This window comes from Mesorhizobium sp. ORM8.1, assembly GCF_053005525.2.
Genome location: NZ_CM132600.1, coordinates 3268569 through 3281249 on the forward strand (window position 1 = coordinate 3268569; position 12681 = coordinate 3281249).

The following is a 12681-nucleotide window of genomic DNA, read 5'->3' on the forward strand; positions in this document are numbered from 1 at the left end:
GCAAAAAAGCTTAGCGCCTTTCCTCTACCCCGTCGATCGGGGAGAGGTGGCTCGGCGAAGCCGAGACGGAGTGGGGGTCGACCAGCGCCGCATAAGACAATGCATGCGCCAAGCTGCCATGCGGGGGAGCGCCGCCATATGCGATTGCCCTGCCCTTGTGGGGGAGATGTCCGGCAGGACAGAGGGGGGCGCTGTCCAGCGACGCTACCAAATTAGCGAAGATACCTACCCAACCAACGCCAGCTTCGCCGCCGCCGGCGCGAAAGGCCGAATGCTCATGCCATCCCTCGTCATCGTGACGAAGCTCGCGGGCGGGATCGCTTGCCAGTCTCCGCCCTCGCGATCGAATGGCTCGGACACGATGCAGCGGCCGCCATTGCGGAACACGGAGGTATAAAGCGTCGGCGCATGCTCGTCGGTGGCGTAGCGCACGGCGTAGAGCGCCTGCCCGTCGGAAAAGGCGGCGGTGAGTTTCAAAGCCGGCTCAAGAACCGGCGCGACGCGAGGCGTCGATAACGCGGGCCGTGGCACGCGCAACCGCGCCTTGCGGGTCACCGGAAAGACCCTCGTCGATCATGAGCAGGAAAAAGAGTTCGGAATCGGTGGTGCCCTCGCGCTGGTCGAAGACCTCGTCGGAGAGCGAATTTTCCAGCGCGCGGCGGATTTTCTCGAAGCCGCCGATCTGGCCGTTATGCATGAACGACCAGCGGCCGGAGATAAAGGGGTGGCAGTTCATGCGGCTGGTGGCGCCGCCGGTCGAGGCGCGCACATGCGCCAGGAACAAGCCTGATTTGATCTGCCGGCAAAGGCTTTTCAGGTTGGGATCGGACCAGGCCGGCAGGATGTCGCGATAGAGGCCGGGCTCGGGCCGGTCGCCATACCAGGCAAGACCGAAGCCGTCGCCATTGGTCGGCGACTTGGCTTCCTGGGCGCAATGGCTCTGAGCAATCAGCGAGTGGCAGGGCGCGGTGATGATGTCTTCGAGGAAGACCGCTTCACCGAGATAGGCCGCCCACCGGCACATTCGCTTCTTCCGTCGTTAAGCGCGATCCATCAGAGCCACTGGATCCTTGACCGCGTGTGAGCCTCTGTTGTGCGTGCGCTCATAGAGCTCGCGAACGATTCGGCTGGCCGTAGTCTCAAACAGAAACGGCAAGAAAGCGTGAACGAGGGCGGCACCGGCGGCCATCGACAGGCGCGAGCAGAACCAGGCAGCGAAGGCCATGTGGCCGAAATAGGTTTCGCCGACCTTCTCCGGATGAGACGTGAAGAGTGCGCTAAGCCTGGTCGTCATGGTGATCCCTCCTGCCGGGATAAGCCCCGATAGTGAGTATGGTGCCACACCATTTAGGTTCATCGGTCCCAATTTGTCCTTGCTTTTGGCACTTTTATGGGACATTCATCCCAACATGGCGCTTGAAATCGATGAAATTGACCGAAGATTGCTGGCGGAGCTGCAACGCGACGGCACGCTCTCGGTGGACCAGCTGTCGGAACGGGTGGCGCTGTCGCGCAATGCCTGCTGGCGCCGCGTCAAGCGGTTGGAAGAAGATGGCGTGATCACCGGCCGCGTCGCGCTGGTCGATGCAGACAAACTCGGGCTCGGGCTCTCCGTCTTCATCCTGATCCGCACCTCCAACCACGATCCGGACTGGCTGCAGAAATTCCGCGCGGCGGTGACCGGGTTTGCCGAGATCACCGGCGTCTATCGGATGTCGGGCGATCTCGACTATGTGCTGCGGGCCCGGGTTGCCGATGTCAGGGCGTATGACAGGCTCTATCAGCGGCTGATCGCCAAGGTCGCGTTGTCCGACGTCTCGGCCTCCTTCGTCATGGAGGAGATCAAGGAGACGACCGTGGTGCCGGTGGAACTGCGTTAGTGGCGCTGCGTTTGAGTTTGGCGGAAGCCTCCCGAAGCCATAGGTGTTTCGCTAATCGCCAAAGCACGCAGTTCGTAGCCTGGAAAGTGATGTCGTGGTGAGGCCACAAAGAAAGCCGTTGATAGCAGTGTGGGCGAATTGACCGAATCGCCGTTTGCGCCGATAGGATCGATTTTATGCGCGCAGCCCTTCAAAACCCCTCCGTCATCGCTCCGGCTGTCGGCTTCGTCAGGTTGCCGCATGGCGAGGGGCTACCGCTTCCGGCCTATGAGAGCGTAGGCGCCGCTGGCATGGACCTGCGCGCCGCCGTGCCGGAGGACCGGCCGCTGCTGATCCTGCCGGGAAAGCGTGCGCTGGTACCGACCGGGCTGGTCATGGAAATTCCGGAAGGCATGGAAGGCCAGGTTCGGCCGCGTTCAGGCCTCGCCTTCAAGCACGGCCTCACCGTGCTCAACTCTCCTGGCACCGTCGACAGCGATTATCGCGGCGAAGTGAAGGTGCTGCTCGTCAATCTCGGCGATGAGGATTTCGCGGTGACACGCGGCATGCGCATCGCCCAGATCGTCTTCGCCGCGGTGGCGCAGGTGGCCAGCGAGGAACGCGCGCTCGCCGGGGGCACGACGCGCGGCGTCGGCGGTTTCGGGTCGACCGGCACCGCCTAATGAAAGTGCCAGAACTGGTCATCTTCGATTGCGACGGGGTTCTGGTCGACACCGAGAACCTTGCCAACAAGCGCTTGGCCGAATGGCTGAGCGCGGCCGGCTTCGCGACGACCTTCGAATATTGCCGCAAGCATTTTTCCGGGCGCAGCATGGTCTCGGTGCAAAAGGAGATCGAAGCGGCGACAGAGGTCAGGCTGGGCGCCGACTTTGTCGAGCGCTGGAACGCCGGGTTGCCTGATCTGTTCGCACATGGCGTCGAAGCGATCCCTTATGTTCGGGAGTTCGTCGAGACGGTGCGCGCAGCCGGCATCGCCTATTGCGTCGCCTCCTCGGCGCGCATTTCGAAGATGCACATCACGCTGGGGCAGACCGGGCTGTTGCCGCTGTTCGAGCACGCGATGTTCTCCGCCACCATGGTTTCGCGCGGCAAACCGGCTCCGGACCTGTTCCTTCACGCTGCAAAGACGATGGGCTTCGCGCCGGTCGACTGCATCGTCATCGAGGACAGCGTCGCCGGCACCGAGGCCGGTATCGCCGCCGGCATGCGGGTGTTTTCCTACTACGCCGATCCGCTTTCGGATCGCGATGGCCTGGCGGCGGCCGGCGGCATCCTGTTCGACGATATGCGCGAACTGGCCGAGTTGGTGCCTATCCGCTGATTTTCCCAGCCAGATAGCAGGCTGGACGGCTTAAGGCGCTATGATAGGCTCCGCGCCGCCATCAAGGCGACCGTGACAGATGCCATTGGACCGACCGATGATCCTTGCGATGAGGCACCGCCAAAACGATCGTCACGCCAGATCTCCGTCACCTACCACTGGAGCAAGACCCGGTCGCTACATCAAGGACTCAAAGGCATTCGAGAAACTGTCAGCAGACAACACCAAACGCTTCTGAACCAACCGCATTCGTTTGCCCGGGCCCGACTGCCGCGATAAATTCCTCGCACGACCCGCTCATGATTGAGGACCCGCCATGGACAAGGGCAAGATCTTTCGCGACCTGCATGCTTCCACCTTCGTCATGCCGAACCCGTGGGATGTCGGCACGACCAAGCTTCTGGCCTCCTTCGGTTTCAAGGCGCTGGCGACGACCAGCGCCGGCTTTGCCTTCTCGCGCGGCCTGCCGGACGGCGCGGTGACCTTCGACGCCATGATCCATCATTGCCGCGAGGTGACGGCGGCGACCAGCCTGCCGGTCTCGGCCGACCTTGAAAAAGGCAAGGGGGACAGCGCCGAGCAGGCGGCGGAGACCATCTTCGCGGCGCAAGCGGCGGGCCTCGCGGGCTGCTCGATCGAGGACCATACCGGCGATCCGGACAACCCGATCTACGGGTTCTCGCATGCGGTCGAGCGGGTCGCCGCGGCGGCCGAAGCGGCTCGCGCCCTCAAGCACGATTTCGTCTTCACCGCGCGGGCCGAGAATTTCCTGTGGGGCAAGAAAGATCTCGACGACACGATCAAGCGGCTGCAGGCCTTCGAGAAAGCCGGCGCCGACGTGCTTTACGCGCCGGGCCTGAGCGATGTCGAGACCATCCGCACGGTCTGTTCATCGGTCGGCAAGCCGGTCAATGTCATGGCGCTGCCCGGCTTCACCATCGCCGATCTTGCCATGGCCGGCATCAAGCGCATCTCGCTCGGGCCGTGGCTCACCAACTTCGCCTATGGCATGCTGGAGACCGCGGCGCGCGAAATCCAGCAGGACGGCACGTTCGGCTTCACCCGCGCCGCGATGCCGTTCGGCAAGCTGCAGGCGCTGTTTCGCCAATCCTAAGCTTGAGGGGGCGCATGACGAAGACGGTCATGCCGGCTCTCGCGACGAAACCGCCTTGTGCAGATGCACCATCATGGCCGCGGCAAAGAGCGGCGTGAGCAGATTGAGCAGCGGCACGGCCAGGAAGACCGCGATGACAAGTCCGGCCAAAAACACCGTGCCGGCATATTTGCGGCGCAGCGCCTTGGCCTCGGCCTCCGGGCGAAAACGCATGGCCGCGAATTCGAAGAATTCGCGCCCGAGCAGATAACCGTTGACGATGAAGAAGGCGGCGATGTTGACGCCGGGCACCAGAAGCAACAGCAGCGCGACGATGTTGCCGAGGATGACGACGCCGAAGAACTTTATCGCCAGCATCAGCGAGCGCAGCGCCGGCAAGGGCCGGCCCGGCGGGTCGTTGGGATAGTCCGTGCGCTCGACGACGGCGGCGACATCGTCGAGGAACAGTCCCGCGATGATCGCGGTGACCGGCGCGACGAGCAAGGCCATGCCGATCGCCAGGACGATGCCGGCGACGATCGCGCCCAGCCATCCGGCCCAGGCGGGAAGTCCAGGCAGCAATGCCTCGAGCCAAGGCCAGGCCAGCCATTCGAGCAGGCTCTCAATGCCAAACCAGAGCGCCACCAGGGCCAACAACGTCAGCCCCAGGGTCTTGACGAAGACCGAGCGGAACTCGGGCGAGAACAGCTGGCTGGCGGCGGCGCGGGCGGCGTCTGGGATCACGTCAGGTCCAAGCCTTCATCGAGAACGACGTCCCCGAGATAGGCGGGCCTGGCGGTCAGCGCAACTGCTGCGCCAGTAACGCAATTCCGGACAGAGGCCACGGCGAAGTCGCCGAAGCTCACACTTTTCCAGGAATTGCTCTTGCCCGCCGAGCCGGGATGGTCATCGCCGCCACACCGGCGACGACAAAGCCCATGCCGACCCACACCGCAGGACCCAGGCCTTCGCCAAGGAATACGGCGCCGATGCCGACGCCGATCGGCACGCGCAGATAGGCCTGCGAGGTGGTGCCGACCGAACCCAGCGTATGGATCAGGCGGAAATAGATGACGAAGGCCAGCGCGGTGGAGAAGATGGACAGTCCAAGCAGCGCGAGGATCGAGGCGGTCGAGGGCGCCAGTGTCCAGGGCCGGTCGACGACCAGGCTGAGCGGAACCAGCATGACCGCGCCGCACAGCATCGAGCCGGCGGCGGGGATCATCGGATCGAGACCCTTGAAGCCGCGGCCGAAGATCGCCGCGCCGGCGTAAGAGATCGTCGCGACGATGATGGCAAGCTGCGCCCACAATTGCTGGCCCAGGCCACCCAGGGCTTCCATGCCGACGATGAGGCCGATCCCGACGATGCCGGCGCCGACGCCGAGTAGCTTGCGCGCGGTGACCGGCTCGTGGCGGGTGATCAACGCCGTCAGCAGGAAGGTGAAGATCGGCGACGTCGAATTGAGGATGGTGGCAAGGCCGGCATCGACCGAGCGCTCGGCGGCGGCAATCAGCGTGAACGGCACGACGCTGTTGAGGCAGGCCTGGAAGGCAAAGCGGCGCCACGTCACCGCATCCCTGGGCATGGCAAGGCCGCGCCAGCGGATGATGGCGAACAGGATGCCGCCGGCAACCAAGGTACGAGCGGCGATGAAGGTGACCGGCGGGATCGTTTCGACGCCGATCTTGATGAAGGTGTAGGAGGCGCCCCACAACACCGCCAGCACGCCAAGCAGGGCGAGATCGGTGGTCGTTTCGGTCTTTTCGGACATTGGTTGTTGGCGCCTTCAGCCTGCTGCCGGAACGATCCGCTTCTAGCTCACGATGGGGCGGAAACGTTTCGATCGCGGTGAAACCATAGCCGCCATGGTTGCGCCTGATATGGGCCAGTTGGATGCGAACACTGCCGCAGCCGGCGAACAATCGGCGCTCAAGTCGACGTGGTGGAAGACAATGGCGATTTTCGGGGTAGGCAAAGCAACGGCAACTCGCTAGACCGCGCCCGGCCGGCGTGCCAGAAAGCCGGCTGGAAAGCCGGCCAGAAAGCGGGATCGGCTCTTGGCGGAGATTTTGATGCCGGAATATGACGTGCTTTGCATCGGCAATGCCATTGTCGACATCATCGCGCAATGCGACGAGGCCTTTCTCGAAACCAACGGCATCATCAAGGGCGCGATGAACCTCATCGACACCCAGCGCGCCGAATTGCTCTACAGCCGCATGGGTCCGGCGATCGAGGCTTCAGGCGGCAGCGCCGGCAACACGGCGGCGGGCGTCGCCAGCCTGGGCGGACGGGCGGCTTTCTTCGGCAAGGTGTCGAACGATGCGCTGGGCGACATCTACGCACACGACATCCATGCCCAGGGCGTTGCCTTCGACACCAAACCGCTCCAGGGCCAGCCGCCGACGGCACGCTCGATGATCTTCGTCACACCCGACGGCGAGCGTTCGATGAACACCTATCTCGGCGCCTGCGTGGAACTAGGCCCCGAGGACGTCGAGGCCGACAAGGCCGCCGGCGCCAAGGTCACCTATTTCGAAGGCTATCTGTGGGATCCGCCGCGCGCCAAGGAGGCGATCCGCCAGACGGCGCGGTTGGCGCACGCGGCCGGGCGCGAAGTATCGATGACATTGTCGGACTCCTTCTGCGTCGACCGCTACCGCGACGAGTTTCTCGATTTGATGCGGTCGGGCACCGTCGACATCGTCTTTGCCAACAGCCACGAGATCAAGTCGCTCTACCAGACCGCGTCGTTCGAGGACGCGCTCGCCGCCATCCGCAAGGACTGCAAGATCGCCGCCGTCACCCGTTCGGAAAAAGGTTCGGTGATCGTGCGCGGCGATGAGACCGTCACCATAAAGGCGACGACGATCAGGGAACTGGTCGACACGACCGGCGCCGGCGATCTCTATGCCGCTGGTTTCCTCTACGGCTACACGAGCGGGCGCAGTCTTCGGGAATGCGGCGATCTCGGCTCGCTGGCCGCCGGGCTGGTGATCCAGCAGCTCGGCCCGCGCCCGCGCCAGAACCTGCGCCGAGAGGCCGAGCGGGCGGGGCTGCTTTAGAGCAGTTCCCGCGGCAAGCCTGAAGGCTACCTGTCGTCGCGTCATCACGGCTGGTCTCCAAATTGGGACCTCTGTCGCGCACGTGTCACAGAGCGCTCCTACAGGCAAGATGAGGCGTTCCGCGACTGACATTTCGGCGCGCCCAAAAACCAGGGGTGTAAAGATGCAAGCCAGCAATTTGCCGGGCCGCGGTGCTTGTTGCCGCCGTAATTTTTGTTTTCCGCTGTAGAATTTGAACAATCGCCGGCGCCTGGGGAGGAGCGCGGGCCAAACGACGAACGCATGACCAGATTTCAGACTCCGCCTGAGGGGATTTCGCAGGAGACCCTGGCAGGCTTGGTAACCGAAGCAGTGCAACAGGCACTGACGCAGCATGGTGTCCTGCTGGATGCCGAGGCCCTGGTTTCAGCCAGCGCGCTGGCCGGCAGCATGGCCGCAGCTCTTCCTTCCTGCCGCAGGCGCAGCGCCTTGCCATCGGTTCCTTCAAGGGCGATTGGACCGCGCTTGTCTCGGAGTTCTTCCGCACGATGCCGGCCGGGATCGCAAACGGTGCGCCCGATCAGCGTCCTGAACGCATGCAACAGGAGGCGGGCAGGACCATCGCGCGGACTATCGCGGAGCAAGCCGCCGACCTGCAGTCGATGCTGATCGAGGATTGGGCCGGCGAGGTCGCCGGCTCGACCTATCTGGAGGAAAGGCTGCGCATCCCACGCTCGACACTGCATCGCTGGCAACGACGCGGCGAGGTCGTCGCGCTGCGCAAGGGTGGGCGCAAGCATGTCTTCCCGCTGGCGCAATTCATCGACGGCAGGCCGGTTCCAGGCATCAGCGAGGTGCTGTCGGCGATCCCCAACCCGCGGATCGCCTGGCTCTGGCTGACCCGGCCCTCACCCGAGCTCGATGGTCGCGCGCCTATCGAGATGTTGCGGAAGGACGAGGTCGAGGATGTGATACGCAGTGCCCGTGCGCTGTCCTGACCCGGCTTTCTGGAGTCGATTTTTTCACGATTATCCGCATTTGTAGAAATTTATTCGGCAAAATAACCGTCATAAAACTGTAATAATTGGCACGTTCGGCACATTTTAGAGCTTAGTTCGACATAACGATTACACTTAATCCCATTTTTGCAGTTATGTGACGTGATATTTGGGCAACAAGACTTTCAGAAGATACGAAAAGTCGCCTTTCGGACACAATCTCTGTTGTGCGTGACGGCCATTTGGGTCATGTCCAAAGCGAAGAAGCGGCGCCGGTGCGCGCGACTTTTTCAATGATGGGGACGGGGGATGGCAGGAGAGCCCAAGAGGCCTGCCGAAGCCTGTCTTGAACCTTTGACTGGAGATTCAAGAAAATGAACATCAAGAGCCTTCTTCTCGGCTCCGCTGCGGCCCTGGTCGCAGTTTCGGGCGCCCGCGCCGCCGACGCGGTGACCGTTGCCGAGCCGGAACCGGCCGAATATGTTAAGATCTGCGACGTCTATGGCTCGGGATACTTCTATATCCCCGGCACCGAGACCTGCCTGCGCATCGGCGGCTACCTCCGCTATGACATGGGTGTGGGTGATAGCGGCACGCTGGATGGCGTCAACAACGTCCCGGATCATATGAACCGCGGCGAAACCCACGACACCTGGTATAAGAACATGCGCTTCACGTTGCGCACTTATACCGGCCAGGAAACCGAACTCGGCACGTTGAAGACCTTCACCGAGACCCGTTTCCAGTTCGGCAACTCGTCCAACGACTATGATGTGGCGGGCGGCTCCGGCTGGCAGGCCGGCAACAAGAACACCACCCTCAACTTCGCCTGGATCCAGCTCGGTGGCCTGCGCGTCGGTAAGGACGAAACGCCTTACGACCAGTTCATCGGTTATGCCGGCAACGTCATCCAGGACACGATCATCCCGTATGGCATCAAGGACACCAACGTCGTCAGCTATTACTTCGACGCTGGCAGCGGCTTCACGGGCTTCGCCTCGCTCGAAGAAGGCACAGGCGCCAACTCGATCGACAGCTATGTTCCGCATGTCACCGGCGGCTTGAAGTACAAGGGCGACTGGGGCGCGATCACCGGCGTCGTGGCCTATGACAGCAATTACGAGGAAGTCACCGGCAAGGTTCGCCTGGACGTCACCGTGAACAAGCAGCTGTCGCTGTTCATCATGGGCGGCTATGGTTCTACCAACAACAGCGACGACTTTGCCCCGAGCGGCCGCACTCAGTACAAGCCATGGGGCGGCAACTGGGCTGTCTGGGGTGGCGGCACTTACAAGTTCAGCGATAAGACGGCGTTTAACGTCCAGGCCTCGGCCGACGACGACAAGAACTACGCTCTGGCCGCGAACATTGCCTACACCATCGTGCCCGGTTTCACGATCACGACCGAAGTCGATTGGGACCACTACGGCAATTTCGGCAATCCCTCGATCTACGGGAACTTCACCCACGCCGACAAGAAAGACAGCGTCGGCGGCATCGTCCGCTTCCAGCGCAATTTCTGATCGACACGACATCAAACAGAAAGGCCCGCGGCATCGCCGCGGGCCTTTTGCTTTTTCGGTCGGCGAAAGCCGAGGTCAGTCGTGCCTCATTTCCCTGCCGTATAGGCCGCGATCGCCGCCATGTTGACGATGTCTGAGTCCTTGGCGTTGAGCGACACGATCTGCACCGGCTTGTTCAAGCCGACCAGCAGCGGACCGATGACGGTCGAGCCGCAGTTGAGCACAGCCTAACTCGTTTGGGGGTTTCGGGGTTCGAAGTCATTGTGGCGCTTCACTTCGAGTTTCCCGTGTTCGAACTGGTCGTTGCACTTGGAGCGCCCTCGTCTTTTGCATCCTCAAAAAAGCCAAGGTCAGGCTGCGGGCCAACCCTAGCTCGACTACCTTCCACAGGAAAAGCCAACGCAATTTTCTCACGTGAAATGCCGTTAAAATCCAAGAAAACACCCAAAATGGAACGCGCTTCGGGACCAAGTGCATCATATCCAGGTACGTTAACCGAGAAAGAAGCACGCTCTATTTCTCGGGCTGCATTAAATAGCATATCAGCTCTTGAGATTTTCGAGAGGTAGTCCGCTATGACTTCTGCTGGTATTCGATCCGCATCTTCGTAAAAGCCATACTCAATTTGCTTTGCGGCAGCCTGCCCATTCTCAGCGTATTTTCGCGCCAAACTGATAGCAGCTTTTACAATCGGCACGGATGCAACCGTTTCCGACTGACCAAACCTAATTGCGTTTACAATTATTTTCTTTCGCTCGTCAGGCGACCTAAACGCTTGATCTGCAAGCACAAAATCGAGACTGATTGCCGCAAGTGCAGACGTTAAATAAAATAACCGCAGCCCTACCAAAGCCTGGGCAGACGATGGCTGTGCGAGGACTGCCTGCTCCGCAAAAAATGCGCTGGCGGCTAGATTCTTGTTAGCAGACTGAACTCCCATTCCTGCTATCATTGAGGCTCGAGCGTCATGGGCAGTTGTACGCCAATCACTGGAACGCCGCTCATCATCGACATTGCGCACTGAAATGTTCAAATCCTCAAGCGATAGCTGGTCGGCTATCTTTAGCTTGTCGCTCTGGACAATTTTCGATACCGCATCTCCGTCTAAGACTTGTAGGCCAAGCACCTTTCCAAAACGTCGGATGGCCGGGCGATTGTCAGTTGTCGCCACAATCGCCCCATCGACTGCCAGAGCCGCTTGAAGGCCTCGGGTCCAGATCACTCGTTCAGCAGCCTTTGGTGATCTCTTGTTTTTTATATCGACGATAATACGTCTGCGGGTCGATGCAGTTGGGCGCTCATAGAGCCACAAATCCACATCTGTTACGTCCTCTCCGTCGAGTTGATAGGGAAGACCACGGACTACAAAGTAGCCAGCTTGCCAGAAATACGCCTTTAAACTCTCTTCAAGCTCAAACCCTTTTCCTCCGCGACTCGCAGTAGCCATTATAGGCCTCCTTGCTGGCGTAGTGCCTGCAACACGTCTTCGGTCATTCGCTTGCTGGGCGCCACTTGCTTCCTGCGAAAGTCAGAGCGCGATTTCTCGGGTCCAATGTAGCCTGTCATCGAACCTGGGAGGATCTGGCTTAGCGAATTGACCGACGCTGTCTCGCCAGTCGTGAGCACCGCCAATGCCATCTGTCCAATATCCCTCTTGAGTAGGGTCATAATGTAGCCGTAGCCCGACGCCTTCTGGACCTTCAAGACACCTCTCATCTCGAGAACCCGATAGTCTTCTCCTATCGCTGTGGCAGGGCCTACCGGCTTTCCGGAGTTCAGTTTATTGAGCAACAATCTAATAAACTCAATTTTGCCAAGGCCAGACGAGCTCTGTGTCATGCCGTATGTAAGCGCGGCAACTAGTGTCTTCGCTAGATCAAAAGCGTCATCCGCCATAGGATCATTGAATTTGTGAAACGCCGCCGGCTTAGTCACAAAACCGAATTCTCCGGAAGCATTGGCGACGTGATTGACATCATACATCGCTGCAGCTTTTAATTTTTCAAACAACATTTTTCCAAGGACACGCTCCGTCTTTTCAACTGACACACAACCTATACGGTCAAGCATCCCATCCAGCTCAACTACCTTTACCCTTTCAGCTGATGACAGGGAATCTAGGACGCGTTTAACTTTTGCCAAATTATCGCGTCGGAATAAATTCCCATTAAAATAGAGTTTTTCGTTACCTTGACCCTCGGCGTCGACGAAACCGATGGTCTCTGAAACCTTGAGAAGGTCGTTCGTTTTTGCGGACGCAATTTCGAATTCGTCGGAGATGATTTGTTGTGTAGTACCGTGTTCGAGGGGAGCTTTAGACGTAATTTCAGCAAGCGCGATGGCTGCCCGTTCTTCCTGCGTGGGGTTTTCTGCCTCAAACAATTCGGAAGCATGCTGAACAGTGACCGCACTAGTTAAGCCAATAACTTCCACGTCCCCCATCGCTCCAATGTCGATAACGCGACGTCGTCTCAACATATCCATAAGCACGGGGAGTTCCATCTTCGGGTTAATACCCGCCGCAGCAGCCAACGCGTCTACACGTGCTTTATCCAGAACAATCTGGTCGGTCGCCGCGAATTGCGACAGGAGCGCCGCGGCCTTTCCAGCAACTTCCAATGCTGGAAATTGCGCCCCGGCTCCTATAGTTCCTGAGGTTTTTTGGCCGTGATGTACTACCCATGCGCCCTTACCAGCTTTCGAAAGTTTGTCATAACTACTGGTCATATACCCACTCCACAGGTTTCTCTCTGGGCAATCTTATTCGACGGGCAATCTTATTCGACTCAAATAGGTAGGAATCTCCTATATTTTTAGTG

12 protein-coding genes and 3 pseudogenes are annotated in these 12681 nt (G+C 60.2%); 8 read left to right on the top strand and 7 right to left on the bottom strand.

From position 1 onward, the window contains the following. Positions 1-225: 225 nt before the first annotated feature. A pseudogene (locus tag ACVDG8_RS16485) lies at positions 226-1024 on the bottom strand (class II glutamine amidotransferase). 15 nt (positions 1025-1039) lie between these two features. Continuing rightward, on the bottom strand, positions 1040-1294 hold the full coding sequence (locus ACVDG8_RS16490; RefSeq protein WP_447255603.1) for a DUF6356 family protein: 255 nt from the start codon (positions 1292-1294) through the stop codon (positions 1040-1042). Positions 1295-1409: 115 nt separating this feature from the next. On the opposite strand from ACVDG8_RS16490, the gene ACVDG8_RS16495 reads away from it, so the two are divergent. The 4 genes from ACVDG8_RS16495 to ACVDG8_RS16510 all read left to right on the top strand — a co-directional run bounded on the left by ACVDG8_RS16495 (position 1410) and on the right by ACVDG8_RS16510 (position 4315). Then, on the top strand, positions 1410-1880 hold the full coding sequence (locus ACVDG8_RS16495) for an Lrp/AsnC family transcriptional regulator (protein WP_447255604.1): 471 nt from the start codon (positions 1410-1412) through the stop codon (positions 1878-1880). 176 nt (positions 1881-2056) lie between these two features. Next, positions 2057-2542: a dUTP diphosphatase gene (gene dut, locus ACVDG8_RS16500; RefSeq protein ID WP_447255605.1), complete on the top strand. Its 486-nt coding sequence runs from the start codon at positions 2057-2059 to the stop codon at positions 2540-2542. Further along, positions 2542-3201 carry an HAD family hydrolase gene (locus tag ACVDG8_RS16505; protein ID WP_447255606.1) on the top strand — a complete coding sequence of 220 codons (660 nt, stop codon included), beginning with the start codon at positions 2542-2544 and terminating at the stop codon, positions 3199-3201. Before dut ends, ACVDG8_RS16505 begins: the two co-directional genes overlap by 1 nt. Before the next feature lie 316 nt (positions 3202-3517). Beyond that, positions 3518-4315 carry an isocitrate lyase/PEP mutase family protein gene (locus ACVDG8_RS16510; protein WP_447255607.1) on the top strand — a complete coding sequence of 266 codons (798 nt, stop codon included), beginning with the start codon at positions 3518-3520 and terminating at the stop codon, positions 4313-4315. Positions 4316-4342: 27 nt separating this feature from the next. On the opposite strand, the gene ACVDG8_RS16515 is transcribed toward ACVDG8_RS16510, so the two are convergent. Together ACVDG8_RS16515 and ACVDG8_RS16520 are read right to left on the bottom strand one after the other, a co-directional pair. Continuing rightward, positions 4343-5038 carry a sulfate transporter family protein gene (locus tag ACVDG8_RS16515; protein WP_447255608.1) on the bottom strand — a complete coding sequence of 232 codons (696 nt, stop codon included), beginning with the start codon at positions 5036-5038 and terminating at the stop codon, positions 4343-4345. Between the two features lie 118 nt (positions 5039-5156). Next, the gene (locus ACVDG8_RS16520) at positions 5157-6068 is read right to left on the bottom strand and encodes a DMT family transporter (RefSeq protein ID WP_447255609.1); all 912 of its coding nucleotides are present in this window, start codon (positions 6066-6068) and stop codon (positions 5157-5159) included. Positions 6069-6369: 301 nt separating this feature from the next. Between ACVDG8_RS16520 and ACVDG8_RS16525 the strand changes: the two genes are divergently transcribed. From ACVDG8_RS16525 to ACVDG8_RS16540, 4 genes and pseudogenes are all read left to right on the top strand, one after another. Continuing rightward, on the top strand, positions 6370-7362 hold the full coding sequence (locus ACVDG8_RS16525) for an adenosine kinase (RefSeq protein ID WP_447255610.1): 993 nt from the start codon (positions 6370-6372) through the stop codon (positions 7360-7362). A 282-nt stretch (positions 7363-7644) separates the two neighbouring features. Beyond that, a pseudogene (locus tag ACVDG8_RS16530) lies at positions 7645-7743 on the top strand (hypothetical protein); the annotation flags it as partial. A 146-nt stretch (positions 7744-7889) separates the two neighbouring features. Next, positions 7890-8339 carry an antitoxin Xre/MbcA/ParS-like domain-containing protein gene (locus ACVDG8_RS16535; protein WP_455707790.1) on the top strand — a complete coding sequence of 150 codons (450 nt, stop codon included), beginning with the start codon at positions 7890-7892 and terminating at the stop codon, positions 8337-8339. A gap of 374 nt (positions 8340-8713) precedes the next feature. After that, positions 8714-9862, top strand: coding sequence for a porin (locus ACVDG8_RS16540; protein WP_447255612.1), 1149 nt, complete (start codon positions 8714-8716; stop codon positions 9860-9862). Between the two features lie 86 nt (positions 9863-9948). On the opposite strand, the pseudogene ACVDG8_RS16545 reads toward ACVDG8_RS16540, so the two are convergent. The 3 genes and pseudogenes from ACVDG8_RS16545 to ACVDG8_RS16555 form a co-directional block, all read right to left on the bottom strand. Next, a pseudogene (locus ACVDG8_RS16545) lies at positions 9949-10074 on the bottom strand (phosphate acyltransferase); the annotation flags it as partial. Between the two features lie 59 nt (positions 10075-10133). After that, entirely contained in the window at positions 10134-11309 is a 1176-nt protein-coding gene (locus tag ACVDG8_RS16550) for a hypothetical protein (protein ID WP_447255613.1), read from the bottom strand. After that, positions 11309-12589 (bottom strand): hypothetical protein, encoded by a 1281-nt coding sequence (locus tag ACVDG8_RS16555; RefSeq protein WP_447255614.1) that lies wholly within the window; start codon positions 12587-12589, stop codon positions 11309-11311. Before ACVDG8_RS16555 ends, ACVDG8_RS16550 begins: the two co-directional genes overlap by 1 nt. Positions 12590-12681 lie beyond the last annotated feature (92 nt).